At 58.7% G+C, this 13,715-nt stretch carries 15 protein-coding genes; 8 read left to right on the top strand and 7 right to left on the bottom strand.

The features are described 5' to 3' along the window. The first annotated feature begins 18 nt into the window (after positions 1-18). The 5 genes from sciP (at position 19) to ACR0NT_RS00700 (ending at position 5,679) form a co-directional block, all read left to right on the top strand. Positions 19-312: a CtrA inhibitor SciP gene (gene sciP, locus ACR0NT_RS00720; protein ID WP_170442651.1), complete on the top strand. Its 294-nt coding sequence runs from the start codon at positions 19-21 to the stop codon at positions 310-312. An 83-nt stretch (positions 313-395) separates the two neighbouring features. Further along, positions 396-1,112 carry a response regulator transcription factor CtrA gene (gene ctrA / locus ACR0NT_RS00715; RefSeq protein ID WP_170671410.1) on the top strand — a complete coding sequence of 239 codons (717 nt, stop codon included), beginning with the start codon at positions 396-398 and terminating at the stop codon, positions 1,110-1,112. Positions 1,113-1,231: 119 nt separating this feature from the next. Beyond that, positions 1,232-3,358, top strand: coding sequence for an NAD-dependent DNA ligase LigA (gene ligA / locus ACR0NT_RS00710; protein WP_170671412.1), 2,127 nt, complete (start codon positions 1,232-1,234; stop codon positions 3,356-3,358). Beyond that, the gene (gene recG, locus ACR0NT_RS00705; RefSeq protein WP_170671414.1) at positions 3,355-5,445 is read left to right on the top strand and encodes an ATP-dependent DNA helicase RecG; all 2,091 of its coding nucleotides are present in this window, start codon (positions 3,355-3,357) and stop codon (positions 5,443-5,445) included. Before ligA ends, recG begins: the two co-directional genes overlap by 4 nt. Before the next feature lie 111 nt (positions 5,446-5,556). Further along, positions 5,557-5,679: a hypothetical protein gene (locus ACR0NT_RS00700; protein ID WP_302478167.1), complete on the top strand. Its 123-nt coding sequence runs from the start codon at positions 5,557-5,559 to the stop codon at positions 5,677-5,679. Positions 5,680-5,864: 185 nt separating this feature from the next. Here ACR0NT_RS00700 and ACR0NT_RS00695 read toward each other — a convergent pair whose 3' ends face one another. Then, on the bottom strand, positions 5,865-6,503 hold the full coding sequence (locus ACR0NT_RS00695) for a MarC family protein (protein WP_170442659.1): 639 nt from the start codon (positions 6,501-6,503) through the stop codon (positions 5,865-5,867). Positions 6,504-6,562: 59 nt separating this feature from the next. Next, complete coding sequence (locus ACR0NT_RS00690; RefSeq protein WP_170442661.1) at positions 6,563-7,015, bottom strand: iron-sulfur cluster assembly scaffold protein; 453 nt, start codon at positions 7,013-7,015, stop codon at positions 6,563-6,565. 48 nt (positions 7,016-7,063) lie between these two features. On the opposite strand from ACR0NT_RS00690, the gene hisI reads away from it, so the two are divergent. Beyond that, a complete protein-coding gene (hisI, locus tag ACR0NT_RS00685) occupies positions 7,064-7,453 on the top strand; it encodes a phosphoribosyl-AMP cyclohydrolase (RefSeq protein ID WP_170442663.1) in 390 nt (129 codons plus the stop codon). 5 nt (positions 7,454-7,458) lie between these two features. On the opposite strand, the gene gluQRS is transcribed toward hisI, so the two are convergent. The 4 genes from gluQRS to ACR0NT_RS00665 form a co-directional block, all read right to left on the bottom strand. Continuing rightward, positions 7,459-8,352 carry a tRNA glutamyl-Q(34) synthetase GluQRS gene (gene gluQRS, locus ACR0NT_RS00680; RefSeq protein ID WP_170671416.1) on the bottom strand — a complete coding sequence of 298 codons (894 nt, stop codon included), beginning with the start codon at positions 8,350-8,352 and terminating at the stop codon, positions 7,459-7,461. Beyond that, positions 8,349-8,963, bottom strand: coding sequence for a methyltransferase domain-containing protein (locus ACR0NT_RS00675; protein WP_170671418.1), 615 nt, complete (start codon positions 8,961-8,963; stop codon positions 8,349-8,351). Before ACR0NT_RS00675 ends, gluQRS begins: the two co-directional genes overlap by 4 nt. A gap of 9 nt (positions 8,964-8,972) precedes the next feature. Further along, a complete protein-coding gene (gene trmFO / locus ACR0NT_RS00670) occupies positions 8,973-10,340 on the bottom strand; it encodes a methylenetetrahydrofolate--tRNA-(uracil(54)-C(5))-methyltransferase (FADH(2)-oxidizing) TrmFO (protein ID WP_170671420.1) in 1,368 nt (455 codons plus the stop codon). A 251-nt stretch (positions 10,341-10,591) separates the two neighbouring features. After that, positions 10,592-11,377: an enoyl-CoA hydratase gene (locus ACR0NT_RS00665; RefSeq protein ID WP_170671422.1), complete on the bottom strand. Its 786-nt coding sequence runs from the start codon at positions 11,375-11,377 to the stop codon at positions 10,592-10,594. A 58-nt stretch (positions 11,378-11,435) separates the two neighbouring features. Between ACR0NT_RS00665 and ACR0NT_RS00660 the strand changes: the two genes are divergently transcribed. After that, a complete protein-coding gene (locus ACR0NT_RS00660) occupies positions 11,436-11,879 on the top strand; it encodes a PaaI family thioesterase (protein WP_170442674.1) in 444 nt (147 codons plus the stop codon). Positions 11,880-11,935: 56 nt separating this feature from the next. Here ACR0NT_RS00660 and ACR0NT_RS00655 read toward each other — a convergent pair whose 3' ends face one another. Then, complete coding sequence (locus ACR0NT_RS00655) at positions 11,936-12,163, bottom strand: YjiS-like domain-containing protein (RefSeq protein ID WP_170442675.1); 228 nt, start codon at positions 12,161-12,163, stop codon at positions 11,936-11,938. A 99-nt stretch (positions 12,164-12,262) separates the two neighbouring features. Here ACR0NT_RS00655 and ACR0NT_RS00650 point away from each other — a divergent pair, with 99 nt between their 5' ends. Then, positions 12,263-13,666, top strand: a complete 1,404-nt coding sequence (locus tag ACR0NT_RS00650) for an aminotransferase-like domain-containing protein (RefSeq protein ID WP_170442678.1) — start codon at positions 12,263-12,265, stop codon at positions 13,664-13,666. The last annotated feature ends 49 nt before the right edge of the window (positions 13,667-13,715 follow it).

Below are 13,715 nucleotides of genomic sequence, written 5' to 3'. Positions count from 1 at the left end.
CACGAAGAGGACCGAGAGATGTATTTGCACAAAGTAGAAGGACCAAGGTCCGTAACCCTACCGGATGGAACGGTTTTATCGCGCGCCGACCTGCCGCCAGAGGATACGACGCGGTGGGTGGCCTCGCGCAAGGTGATTGTCGTTCGGGGCGTGATTTACGGGCTGATCACGCTGTCGGACGCCAAAAAACGCTATGGGCTGAGTGATGAGGAGTTCAACGCGTGGGTTTCGGCGGTTGCAGAACACGGAACGGACGCTCTGAAAGTCACTGCGCTAAAAAAATATCGACAACCTAAAGATGAAAGTGAATAAATGATTCAACGGTAACGTCAGATTAACCATTTTTGAGCAGGCTCAATTTGAAATTGGTAAATTGACCCGAATTGGAGCAGTAAATGCGTATACTTCTTGTCGAGGATGATCCGACCACGTCGAAAAGCATCGAGCTGATGCTGACGCACGCCAACCTCAACGTCTATGCAACGGACCTCGGCGAGGAAGGCATCGATCTGGCGAAACTTTACGATTACGATCTGATCCTGCTGGACCTGAACCTGCCGGACATGAACGGGCATGAAGTGCTGCGCCAACTGCGCATTGCGCGGGTGGAAACGCCGATCCTGATCCTGTCGGGCGCGGATGATACGGAAAGCAAGATCAAGGGCTTCGGTTTCGGTGCCGATGACTACATGACCAAGCCGTTTCATCGCGAGGAACTGGTGGCCCGTATCCACGCCATCATCCGCCGCTCGAAAGGGCACTCGCAATCGATCATCCACACCGGACAGGTGGCGGTGAATCTGGATGCCAAAACGGTTGAGGTCGAAGGCAAGGCGGTGCATCTGACCGGTAAGGAATACCAGATGCTGGAACTGCTGAGCCTGCGCAAGGGCACGACGCTGACCAAAGAGATGTTTCTGAACCACCTCTATGGCGGAATGGATGAGCCCGAGTTGAAGATCATCGACGTATTCATCTGCAAACTGCGCAAAAAGCTCAGCAATGCGACCGGCGGCGATAATTATATCGAAACCGTTTGGGGCAGGGGCTACGTCCTGCGCGATCCGCAAAGCACCAGCGTCGACGAAACACGGATGGCCGTCGGCGCTTGAATTGAACACGGTCGCCTGCGGTCCGGGGCAGCCTCCCTCACTCACTGAACAGCACATCTGGACCTGACCATGACCTCGCCCTATCACTGAGATTCAAGAATACGTGACAGGGCGAGGCCATGAGCAAATTGATTCCGGTATCTGACCTCACAGAGGACGCGGCGCGGGCAGAATTGGCGCAACTTGCGGAACAGCTTGCGCGGGCAAATACGCTGTATCACGCAGAAGACGCACCAGAGATTTCCGATGCCGACTACGATGCGCTCAAACTCCGCAATGCCGAGATTGAAGCGCGTTTCCCGCAGCTGAAACGGGCCGACAGCCCCTCGGATCAGGTGGGTGCGCGCCCGGCTGACGGGTTTTCCAAAGTCACCCACGCCGTGCGCATGATGTCGCTGGGCAATGCGTTTGATGACGATGATGTCCAGGACTTTGATCGTTCGATCCGGAAGTACCTTGGGTTGAATGAGGCAGAGCCGTTGTCCTTCACCGCAGAGCCCAAGATTGACGGCCTGTCGCTGTCATTGCGATATGAGAACGGAACTTTGGTTCAGGCCGCCACCCGCGGCGATGGCGATGTCGGAGAGAACGTCACCGCCAATGCCCGGACAATTTCGGACATTCCTCAATCCATCGCGGATGCGCCTGAGGTTCTGGAAGTGCGCGGGGAAGTTTACATGTCGCATGAAGACTTCGACGCATTGAACGCGCGGCAGGAAGAGGCCGGGGAAAAGCCCTTTGCCAATCCGCGAAACGCGGCGGCGGGGTCTTTGCGGCAGTTGGATTCGAAGGTTACGCGTTCGCGTCCGCTAAAGTTCTTCGCCTACGCGTGGGGCGAGGTGTCCGAGCCGCTGTCCGACACCCAAATGGGCGCAATTGACCGGTTGCGCACCTTTGGATTTTCCACCAACCCGCTGACCCGGCTTTGCGAAGACACCGGGCAGATGTTGGACCACTATCGGGATATCGAGGTTCAGCGGTCTACGCTTGGCTATGACATCGACGGTGTTGTTTACAAGGTGAATGACCTGTCCCTGCAAGCGCGGCTGGGGTTCCGGTCCACGACCCCTCGCTGGGCCATCGCACATAAATTTCCGGCTGAACTGGCCTGGACCCGGCTGGAAGCGATTGACATTCAGGTTGGCCGGACCGGCGCGCTCAGCCCTGTTGCCCGTCTGCACCCGGTGACCGTGGGCGGTGTGGTCGTGTCGAACGCCACGCTGCACAACGAGGACTACATCGCAGGCCGCGATGCCAAGGGCGGTACAATTCGCGACGGCAAGGACATCCGCGTCGGCGACTGGGTGCAGGTCTATCGCGCCGGCGACGTGATCCCTAAACTGGCCGATGTGGATATTTCAAAGCGCCCCGATGGCGCCGAGCCTTTCGACTTTCCCACGACTTGCCCCGAATGCAACAGCGATGCGGTGCGCGAAGAGGGTGACGCCGTCCGGCGCTGCACCGGAGGCGTGATCTGTCCGGCGCAGGCGGTGGAAAAGCTCAAGCATTTTGTCTCACGCAAGGCTTTCGACATCGAAGGCTTGGGGGCAAAACAGATCGAGATGTTCTATGACGATCCCGATCTGCCGGTCAGAACTCCGGTTGATATTTTTACCTTGCAAGAGCGCGATGCATCGAACCTGAGCAAACTGGCCAACCGCAAAGGGTGGGGAGCGCAAAGTGCCGGCAACCTGTGGGCGGCGATTGATGAAAAGCGCAAGATACCGTTTGGCCGGTTGCTGTTTGCGTTGGGCATCCGACATATGGGCGAGGCGGCCTCGAACCTGATCGCCAATCACTATGGCACTTGGCCCGACTTTGAGAGCGCTGTGACGGCAGCGGTGAATTTCGAAGGTCCCGAATGGGAGGATCTACTGAGCGTCGATGGCGTTGGTGAAATCATGGCCCGCGCCCTCGTGTCCGCCTTTGCGCAAGAGGCTGAACGCGCCAGCATCGACGCGCTTGTTGCGCAACTGGACGTGCAAGAAGCGAAACGCCCCGACACCACCGGCAGCCCTGTTGCGGGCAAGACCGTTGTCTTCACGGGCACGCTGGAAAAGATGACCCGCGCCGAAGCCAAGGCCCGGGCCGAGGCGTTGGGGGCCAAAGTCTCGGGTTCAGTAAGCAAGAAAACCGATATTTTGGTGGCTGGTCCGGGGGCTGGGTCCAAGGCGAAAAAGGCCGCTGAGCTGGGGGTTGAAACACTGGACGAGGATGGCTGGTTGCAGCTGATCGGAACCGCATGAGCGGACGTCCCGAACAGCTGTTCCCGTTATTCGCGGGTCTTGAAACGCTGGATGGCGTTGGGCCGAAGACGGCTCAGGTTCTGGCGCAGGCCGGTACGGACTCGCCGCGCGACGTTTTGTTCAGCTTGCCCTACGCCGTCATCGACCGCAGGCGCCGTGACACCATTCAGGGTGCCGACCTGCCGAGGACTCTGACGGTTGAGGTGACCGTTGGCACACACCGACCGCCCCGTAACAAGGGCGGCGCCTACCGCGTGCATGTCGAGGACAGTCAGGCAGATTTCCAGTTGGTGTTCTTCCGTGCACGTGGCGACTATTTGAAACGGGTTCTGCCACAGGGGTCACGGCGGGTGATATCGGGCAAGCTCGAACTGTTCGATGGCATGGCGCAGATGGTTCACCCGGATCATATGCTGCCAGTGGAAGAGGCGCGGGACATTCCGGACTTTGAGCCGGTGTATCATCTCACACAGGGGGTCACGCAAAAGACGGCCTACAAGGCTGCGCGCAGTGCTTTGGCCCGTGCGCCGGATCTAAAGGAATGGATCGACCCGGCTTTGATGTCGAAACAAGGATGGTCAAGCTGGTCCGATGCAATTGCGGCTGCGCACAATCCACAAGGGGCGGATGATGTTGCTGCTCATGCGCCCGCGCGGGAACGTCTGGCTTATGATGAGCTTTTTGCGCACCAACTGACATTGGCTTTGGCGCGGCAACGAGAACGAAAGGCCCGCGGCATCGTCAGTGTCGGAACCGGAACGTTGCAGGCCAAGGTACTGGCCAACCTTCCGTACAAGCCCACCGGCGCGCAGATGCGGGCGATTGATGACATTGCCGCCGACATGGCTTCGGAGGCGCGGATGAACCGGTTGCTGCAGGGTGACGTCGGCGCGGGAAAAACACTGGTGGCGTTCATGGCGCTGCTCGTCGCGGTCGAAGCGGGCGGGCAGGGGGTTATGATGGCCCCGACCGAAATTCTGGCCCGGCAACATTTGGAAGGGCTGCGGCCTTTGGCAGAAGAAGCCGGCGTTGTTCTGGATATCCTCACCGGTCGCGACAAAGGGGCTGAGCGCCGCGCCAAGCTGGCGGCGCTGAAGAACGGCGATATTCATATTCTGGTCGGCACCCATGCCGTGTTCCAAAGCGATGTGGAATTCAAAGCGCTCCGTCTTGCCATCGTTGATGAACAGCACCGGTTTGGCGTCCGGCAGCGGATGGAACTGTCTGAAAAAGGGCAGGGAGCGGATGTTCTGGTCATGACAGCCACGCCAATCCCCCGCAGCCTGGCGCTGGCACAGTATGGCGACATGGATGTCTCGGTGCTTGACGAAAAACCGCCCGGTCGGAAACCGATCAAAACGGCCATTGTCAGCACTGAACGCATGGAAGAGGTCGTATCCCATCTGCGCCGTGCCATCGACGAAGGGCGCCAGTGCTATTGGGTCTGTCCTCTGGTCGATGAGTCCGAGGTCTCGGACCTGACGGCGGCTGAGGAACGGTTCAAACGCCTGCGCGCGATACTGGGCGAAGGAACGGTCGGGTTGGTGCATGGCCAAATGCCGTCGGCTGACAAAGACGCCGCGATGAAAGCGTTTCAGGAGGGGCAGACCAAGGTTCTGGTTGCCACGACGGTGATTGAGGTTGGGGTCAATGTTCCCAATGCCTCGATCATGGTGATCGAACGGGCAGAGATTTTCGGCCTGGCGCAACTGCACCAACTTCGCGGCCGTGTTGGACGGGGTGAGGCGGATTCCACCTGTCTGCTGATGTACCAACCGCCGCTCAGCGAAGGCGGGCGGAAACGGCTAGAGGTGCTGCGCGAAACCGAAGACGGTTTCAGAATCTCGGAAACCGATCTGCAAATGCGCGGGGCGGGTGACCTGATCGGCACGGCCCAGTCCGGTCTGCCAAAATTCCGAATTGCAGACCTTGAGCGACAGGCCGGATTGATGGCCATTGCTCAAACCGACGCCCGCTCGCTGCTGTCGGCTGATCCGCAACTGAAATCGGACCGGGGTCAGGCGGCACGTGTTCTTTTATGGTTGATGAAACAGGATCAGGCAATCCGTTTGATTTCAGTGGGTTAGGGATTTTGTTCCCGTAAGTTCACAAATGTTCTCAAAAAGTTCTTTACCGACTCGGCAAAATATGAGAACAAAAGGTCAACAAAGGATTAAATCTCGACCGGAGGTGAGACCATGCTGACCCAGATCAAGACCGCCATTAGCCGCTCGCAATCGACATTGTTGCAGGATGCTGTGGGGGCCGTGTCTCTGGTGGTCATGCTGATGGTGGCGCTTCACCTGCCCGGAACGTTCTGACCCTTTCTGCCTGCGATCTCGTGCCGATCATACCGCGCTGTCATCCCCATTTCAGTCAAGGGTGACCTGCCTGTCCCATTTCCCTTGAAGGGCCTGCCTCGGCCCTGCGCGGCTATCCGGACCCCACACGAGAAACGCACAACCTACCGCCGCCCTTTCCGCCCGGAAGGCGCGGCGGTTTTTTCTTACAGCTCACCTGTCTTGATGATTTCAAGCATTGCCGACAGCACAGAGTTCACAGCGACCGAGGCCAGGATCATCCCCATGACACGGCTGATGATGGCCGCACCCGAATACCGAATAAGACGAATGATCGGATCAGCCAACAGCATCAAAAAGAACGAGATCAGAATGACGGACAGCATCACCAACGCCGTAATGCCCTGATCTGCGGCGCTGTAGCGATGGTTGTCGGTCAGGATGACAATGGCCAGCATCGCGCCCGGGGACGCGAGTGAGGGAACCGCCAGAGGAAAGATTGCCGGATTGGGCCGGTGCGACGGCCTTTCCAGCTCTTCCTCGGCCTCGTGTTGTTCGACGACCTGTTTGCTTTCGCCAAAGATCATCGTCAGCGCAAAAAGAAACAGAATGATGCCGCCCGCGACCTGGAACGAGTTCAGGCCGATATCCAGCGCCTCGATCAGCAATTGACCAAAAATCAGAAAGAACAGCAGAACGCCAGCGCTGACCAGTGCGGCCAACAGGGCGGTTTTGCGACGCGCGGACGCGGTCAGGGTGGCCGTGACCGCGATGAAAACGGGGATCGTGCCAATGGGATCGATAACGACCCAAAGGGTAACGAAATGCTCAAGCAGATTGTTCAAACCAGTCTCTCCCCCAAATTTCTGCTGAGGTTAGACGGGTTTGCGGCAGAAAGCTACGTTCAGGCGCAATTGGCCTGTTCAGCCTGTTCCATGGCCTCGGCCGCGGCCTCCAGCGCCAGCAGGATCGAGGCATGGCGGTTCTTGTAATCCCGCGCGGGCATCAGCACTTCGAGCCCGTCAAAGGGGGCAACGGGCGCCGGGCCGTCTTTTTTCAGCATGGCCGACAACTGGTCGCGTGCGGTTTCCACCTGCGCCCGTGTCGCTCCGACAATGGCATTACCGACAACCGAGGCCGAGGCTTGACCCAGCGCGCAGGCTTTCACGTCCTGCCCGTATTCCGTGACCTTACCGCCCTGCATTTTCACATCCACGGTCACCGTCGAGCCGCACAGGGGCGAACGCTTTTTCACGGTGGCGTCGGGGGCGTCAAGCCGATCCAGATGCGGGATATCCGCGGCCAGCGCCAGAATGCGGCCGGAATAGAGCTTTATCAGATCGTTCTCGCCGGACATGGCTTTCCCTCGTTGTCTGTTCCCCATACATAGTGAGCATCCACCGGGATGCAAAAGGTTTTTCTTATGTCCGCTACTGTCACGTTTGACCCCTCTGCGCTGAAGTTCAACGAGGCCGGTCTGATCCCGGCCATCGCTCAGGATGAAAGCTCGGGCGAGGTGTTGATGATGGCTTGGATGAATGTCCAAGCCATTGAGAAAACGCTGGAAACCGGACGCGTCACTTATTGGTCGCGGTCTCGCCAGTCGTTCTGGATCAAAGGTGAAACCTCGGGCCATGTGCAGGAATTGGTTGATTTCCGCTTTGATTGCGACCGCGATTGTCTGCTGATTCAAGTGCGCCAGACCGGGGCCGCGTGCCACACCAACCGACGCACCTGCTTTTACACTGCTGTTCGCGGCGGGACCGAGGTTGAGCTGATGTCACCGATGGAGTGACCCGGTCACAAGCCAACCATTGCCCGGATATCCGCAGCTGAGGCCCCCTCGGCCCGGTATTTCGAGATCGCCCGCGCGTCGTCTCGTTTTGCCAGGCGTTTACCTGCGTCATCCCGGATCAGCCGGTGATGCAGGTAATGTGGTGCCTGCAGACCAAGCAGGGCCTGCAACACCACGTGAATGCGTGTTGCCTCGAACAGGTCCTGACCGCGTATCACGTGGGTGATGCCTTGCGCGGCATCGTCCAAAACCACCGACAGATGATAGGACGTCCCCATATCGCGCCGGGACAACACCACATCGCCAATGGTTTTCGTCAGTTCATCCAGAGTGAACGTGATGGTACCCGTCTCACCACCGGGTCCAGCGCCGTCTTCCCGAAACGATCCCACGACGGTGTCTGATTGCCCGCGGGTCAGAAGCAGTTGGCCAGCCGCAGCCACATCCAGACGCAGCGGTATGTCTTTGGGGCGCGGGTCATGTGCCAAGCTCGGCTGCCATTTCGCCCGACATGTACCGGGATAGATAATCCCGTCTGGCCCGTGCAGCAGCGTGCCTTCCTGCGGCGCACTGGCGGCAGCGGCGATATCCTTGCGGTTGCAGGTGCAAGGATAGAGCAACCCGCGCGCCCATAGATCATCCAGCGCCTCGTGATACACGGCCAAACGATCAGACTGCCGCATCACGGGTTCTGGCCAGCAAAGGCCCAACCACTGCAAATCGTCATAGATTTGATTTTCCCAATGTGACCGCGACCGGGAACGGTCGATATCCTCGATCCTCAGCAGGAACTGTCCGCTCTTAACCTTGGCTAGATCATGGGCCAGCATTGCCGAATAGGCATGACCTAAATGCAAAGGGCCAGTGGGCGATGGCGCGAAACGGGTTTTGAATGTCACGCTTTTTCAACTACATATACGTCAGATTTCAGGTCCATGCCCGGTAGGTGAGGACCATATTCCCGGAACAGAAGCCGCGCGGCCCCCATATCCAGCCAGTCGTTCAACCGAACGGTATAGGACTTATCCGCAAGCGTATGATCGTTAAAGGAAAAAGCCAGTAAGCCATTTTGGGGCAGGGCGCGCATCAGCATGTCAAACACCTCGGGCGGTGCCGTGCCAACACTGATCACGCCGATGGCGGCGATGGCCTTGTAGGCCCCTTCCTCCAACGGGTCCGGGTCCGTTATGTCGAACGTAGAGAGCTTGCGATAGATACCCTTGGCCTCGGCCCCCTCCAACATTTGGGGGGTCGGATCGACACCGTCTATCACCTGAAAACCGGCGGCGTGCAGGGCTTCTCCTGACAGGCCGGTTCCGCATCCATAGTCCAGAACGGGCGTCTGGGCTTCGGGCATTTTGGACCAGAGCGCCTCGGCCACGCGTCCGGGGGTGGCATAACCGTGCGCACCGACTTCGGCGTCATAGGAAGAGGCCCATTTCTGATAATGCGCGCGTGAGGCCTCGGGCGTTTCTAAACCATAGCTTTCTTTGATTTTATTGTCGCTCATACGCGGATGTTAGGACGTCAGGCCGGGGTGCGTCCAGTCAGCATGCGCCAGCCAGTTTGTCCATTCGGCCTTGGCCCGATCGGTATAGGCCTTGTAACGGTCCTTTCGGCCCCGGCGTCCGCCTTTTAATCCGTCAACGGGGCGGAACAGGCCGAAATTGACGTTCATGGGCTGAAAGGTCTTGGCCTCGGCCCCGCCGGTGATGTGGTGGATCAGGGCGCCCATTGCGCTGTCCTGCGGTACTTCGGGCAACACACGGCCCAGAATTTCGGCTGCGGCCAGACGACCGGCCAGAAGCCCCATGGCCGCGCTTTCGACATAGCCCTCGACCCCTGTAATCTGTCCGGCGAAACGGATGTTCGGCTTGGATTTCAGACGCATCTGCGAATCCAGCAGGGTGGGCGAGTTGATGAACGTGTTGCGATGAATGCCGCCCAGACGTGCGAAGCTTGCGTTTTCCAGCCCCGGAATCATACGGAACACCGCGGTCTGCGCGCCGTATTTCATCTTGGTCTGAAAGCCCACGATGTTGAACAACGTGCCCAGGGCATTGTCCCGGCGCAACTGAACCACCGCATGAGGTTTCACGTCCGGCTGATGCGGGTTGGTCAGGCCAACGGGTTTCATCGGACCGTGGCGCAAGGTTTCACGTCCGCGTTCCGACATCACCTCGATCGGCAGGCAGCCATCGAAATAGCCGGCGGTTTCGCCCTCGTGGAACTCGGTTTTGTCGGCGGCCAGCAGGGCATCGATGAACGCCTCATACTGATCGCGGTCCATCGGACAGTTCAGATAGGCGGTGCGTTCTTCCTCGGTCTCGCCCTTGTCATAGCGCGACTGCATCCAGGCTTTGCTCATGTCGATGCTGTCGGCGTACACAATGGGCGCAATGGCGTCGAAGAAAGCCAGCGACTCGGCGCCGGTCTCGATCCGAATAGCCTCACCCAGCGTGGCCGAGGTCAGGGGACCGGTGGCAAAGATCCAGTGCCCGTCCTCGGGTAGGGCCGTCACTTCTTCGCCGGTGACCTCGACCCGAGGATGGGCGCGCAGTTTTTCGGTGACCGCTTCGGCAAAGGGATCGCGGTCCACGGCCAGCGCGCCACCGGCGGGCAGACGGTGCGCGTCCGCCGTCGTCATGATCAGGCCGTTTGCTTGGCGCATTTCCCAATGCAGCAGGCCCACCGCGTTCTGTTCGTCGTCGTCCGACCGGAACGAGTTCGAACACACCATCTCGGCCAGGTTGCCGGTCTGGTGCGCGAAAGTGCCCACCTTGGGCCGCATTTCGTGGATCACAACATCCACGCCGATCTCCGCCGCCTGCCACGCGGCCTCGGACCCGGCCATGCCGCCGCCCACGATATGCAATTTCTGTGTCATGCGCTGCCACATAGGGCACAGCACCGCGCAACGCAACACGGGGCGCATCGTTTATGATTTAAAGGGATTTTGGGGTCACCGCTGCGGGAATGTCGACGCCGGTGAGAGAAACCAGCTTGGAGGGACCTTCCGCCCACGGCGACCCAAAAGTGTCTCCAGAGCATACGCTCTGTCCCAGCTTTGCCACAGTGTCGCCTTTTTGAAAAGTGCAAAAATGAGGACAGTCTTTAAAAATGTTGACAACAATCGCCTTATTGATGCCAATTTGGCGGTCTTTTTTCTATAAACGCGGATATCCCTTCTTCGGTGTCCCGGTGCAGCATATTCTGTGCCATTACCTCGCCGGTATAGGCGTAGGCCTCTTCAATCGACATATCCAATTGCGTGTAGAACGCCTGTTTGCCGATCTTCACGGCCGATCCCAGCTTGTCCGCAAGCTGATCTGCAAGGGTTGCCGTTTCGTGTTCCAGCAACATTTCAGGCACCACACGGTTGATCAGCCCCAGTTCAACCGCTTTTTCCGCCGAAATGAAATCGCCGGTCGTCAACATCTCGAACGCGCGCTTGCGCGGGATGTTCCGGCTAAGCGCAACCATCGGCGTCGAGCAGAACAGCCCGATATTCACCCCGTTGACGCCAAACCGGGTGCCCTCGGCCGCAACCGCCAGATCGCAGGTGGCGACCAATTGGCACCCCGCCGCCGTGGCAATTCCATGAACCTGCGCGATGACGGGTTGGGGCAGGGACTGAATCGACAGCATCATCTGAGCGCATCTTGAGAATAGATCCTGGAAATAGGCCTTGCCGCCATCCTCGGACTGACGCCCGGCCGTCATCTGTTTCAGATCATGACCCGCGCAAAACGCCTTACCTTCCCCCGACAGGATCACCGCGCGAATCGAGCTGTCATCCCGCAGGGCGTCGAACTCGGATTGTAACGCGGCCAGCATCTCATCGCTCAGGGCATTCAGGCGCTCGGGCGCGTTCATTTTAAGGGTCGCGACCGCGCCAGTGTCGTTACGTTCCAGAATTGCCATCTTGCCCTCCGATCTGATGTCGGGCCAACTCTAGGTCGGCAAGCCGAGGAGGGGAAGCATGGCGTTGGCAATGGGTCGGGACGACCTGATGGAGTATATGAGGCAGATCTTTCCTCAGGTGCATCGGGATTTTGTGGTCGAGGACCTGACCGAAGATTCGATTGTCATGCGGCTGGTGGTCGAAGACAGGCATTTGCGCCCCGGCGGAACCGTATCCGGGCCATCCATGTTCGGACTTGCGGATGTAAGCGTTTACGCGTTGGTGCTGGCCCGCAAGGGGCGTCAGTCACTGGCGGTGACCACCAACAGTTCGTTGGATTTTCTGCGCAAACCCGAGGGCGGAAAGGACATGATCGCCCATTGTCGCTTATTGAAGCTGGGTCGCAGCCTGGCGGTCGGAGATGTTCTGATGTTCTCGGAGGGGTCCGACAAGCCCGTTGCGCGGGCCACAATGACCTATTCACTGCCGCCCGAGGGGTCCGCTGCTGCGGCTTTCGGCTAAAAAAGGCCGGGCAAAGCCCGGCCAGGAAGAGGTCCCGTCAAGGGACTGGGGAATACTTAATCCTGCCAGAAATAGCGGGTGTATTCATTGCGGGCCTGAATTTTGGTCAGACCGACATCCTTCAGAAGCCTGTCGTCCAGATTGGACAAATTGACTCGGCTGCGGCGTTGACGTTCCCACTTTGTCACTGTCGCCGCAAACCGCACGGCCAGCGCGGCGATCAGCGGCAGCCGGGGACTGTCGTTCAGCAGCATGAGGGCGGGGTTGTGCATTGCGCGTGTCATAGTGGGTATCCTTTCCAATTGTATTGACACAAAATGTTATTGTTCGGTATATGTGATTGATACATTCAGGATTGTGTCAAAATCAAAGGAAGAATTGTAATGGATACAATTTGGCCAGAGGCGCTGCCGAAATCCAAGGGACCGAAGTACACTCTGGTCGCGGATACGATCCGAAAAGCCATTGATAACAACCTGCTCGAGGTTGGTGCAAAGCTGCCTCCGGTGCGGGAACTGGCGTATCGATTACAAATCACACCGGGTACCGTCGCACGGGCCTACACGATTCTGACTGATGAGGGTTTGTTACAAGCCGAGGTCGGGCGTGGTACATTTGTGGCCCCTCCGAAATCACCCATACTGGACGATGTGTGGGCCAGGCAGTTGCATCTGCGCGACGACAAGTACAACGCCAATGTCAGCCTGTTCAGCCCGCGTTTGCCAGATGTGGGGCAGGTGTCTCTGATCCGAGAATGCCTGCAGAAGGTGTCACAAGCTGATCCGGGGCTGTTTCTGAACTATCCGACCCGGGACGTCTATCAACCCATGCGCCAAGCGGTGGTCGAGTGGCTGTCGGACTTGCCGCTGGGCGCGCTGACCCATGACGACATTGTACTGACACATGGCGGTCAGAACGGGTTGTGTCTGGTGTTTCAAACCATTCTGCGCGGAGCCAAGCCTGTGGTGCTGGTCGAAGACCTGTCTTACGCCGGGTTCCGTCGCGCCGGGGAACTGATGCGCGCCGATGTGATTGGCGTGAAGATGGATAAATGGGGGATCGACCCCAAGGCGATGGAACATCTGTTGCGCCAGACCGCAGCGCAGGCTGTCTGCGTTTCGCCTGAGGTGCAAAATCCCACTGGCTCACACACGCCTTTGGAACGCCGGAAAGAAGTTGTTGAGGTTGCCCGACGCTTTGACCTGCAGATCATCGAGGACGACTGCTATCGTATGGGCGACGCGCGTGAGCCCAGCTATCGGGCGCTGGCCCCTGAGCGGGGGTGGCACGTGTCCTCGATCTCAAAAATCCTGACGCCTTCGCTGCGTGTCGGGTTTGCCATCGCCCCCCGAGAAAGAAGTGTCGATTTGCGGCGCTCGGCTGAATACGGGTACTTCGGGCTGGCGCAGCCTCTGGCGGAGCTGACCCGGCTGCTGCTGTCCGATCCCCGAACCCGCCAGATCGCCAGGGACGTGCGCGTTCGAATGGGGGACTATGTCCGTGTCGCCGTGAATGCGCTGGGTGGGTTCGATCTGAACTGGGCGCCTGACGTGCCTTTTGTCTGGCTTAACCTGCCATCCGGCTGGCGTGCCGGTTCGTTCTCACGCGCGGCCGAGCGGGAGGGGATACAACTCCGGTCCGCGGACGAGTTTGCCTTGCGTGACGGACGGGCGCCGAATGCTGTGCGCATTGCGATGAATGGCCATGTGTCGCTGGAGCGGTTCGAGGATGCAATGCAACGGTTGCGCAGGTTGCTGGACAATCCACCCGAACAAATCAGCGTTTGAATGTGGGGTAAAATAATACCTATTTTATAAGCCATTGTTATTAATTTGT

This window comes from Ruegeria sp. AB10 (assembly GCF_056542745.1).
The sequence above is the reverse complement of the archived record's forward strand: the minus strand, read 5'-3'. Positions and strand labels throughout refer to the sequence as shown.

Bases quoted from the DNA above. Each gene is read 5' to 3' on its own strand.
- ACR0NT_RS00665 (WP_170671422.1), bottom strand. From the start codon at position 11,377: ATGGCAATTCTGGAACGTAACGACACTGGCGCGGTCGCGACCCTTAAA.
- ACR0NT_RS00655 (WP_170442675.1), bottom strand. From the start codon at position 12,163: ATGACACGCGCAATGCACAACCCCGCCCTCATGCTGCTGAACGACAGT.
- ACR0NT_RS00650 (WP_170442678.1), top strand. From the start codon at position 12,263: ATGGATACAATTTGGCCAGAGGCGCTGCCGAAATCCAAGGGACCGAAG.
- ctrA (WP_170671410.1), top strand. From the start codon at position 396: ATGCGTATACTTCTTGTCGAGGATGATCCGACCACGTCGAAAAGCATC.
- recG (WP_170671414.1), top strand. From the start codon at position 3,355: ATGAGCGGACGTCCCGAACAGCTGTTCCCGTTATTCGCGGGTCTTGAA.
- ACR0NT_RS00700 (WP_302478167.1), top strand. From the start codon at position 5,557: ATGCTGACCCAGATCAAGACCGCCATTAGCCGCTCGCAATCGACATTG.
- ligA (WP_170671412.1), top strand. From the start codon at position 1,232: ATGAGCAAATTGATTCCGGTATCTGACCTCACAGAGGACGCGGCGCGG.
- ACR0NT_RS00675 (WP_170671418.1), bottom strand. From the start codon at position 8,963: ATGAGCGACAATAAAATCAAAGAAAGCTATGGTTTAGAAACGCCCGAG.
- ACR0NT_RS00690 (WP_170442661.1), bottom strand. From the start codon at position 7,015: ATGTCCGGCGAGAACGATCTGATAAAGCTCTATTCCGGCCGCATTCTG.
- sciP (WP_170442651.1), top strand. From the start codon at position 19: ATGTATTTGCACAAAGTAGAAGGACCAAGGTCCGTAACCCTACCGGAT.
- hisI (WP_170442663.1), top strand. From the start codon at position 7,064: ATGCAAAAGGTTTTTCTTATGTCCGCTACTGTCACGTTTGACCCCTCT.
- trmFO (WP_170671420.1), bottom strand. From the start codon at position 10,340: ATGACACAGAAATTGCATATCGTGGGCGGCGGCATGGCCGGGTCCGAG.
- ACR0NT_RS00660 (WP_170442674.1), top strand. From the start codon at position 11,436: ATGGCGTTGGCAATGGGTCGGGACGACCTGATGGAGTATATGAGGCAG.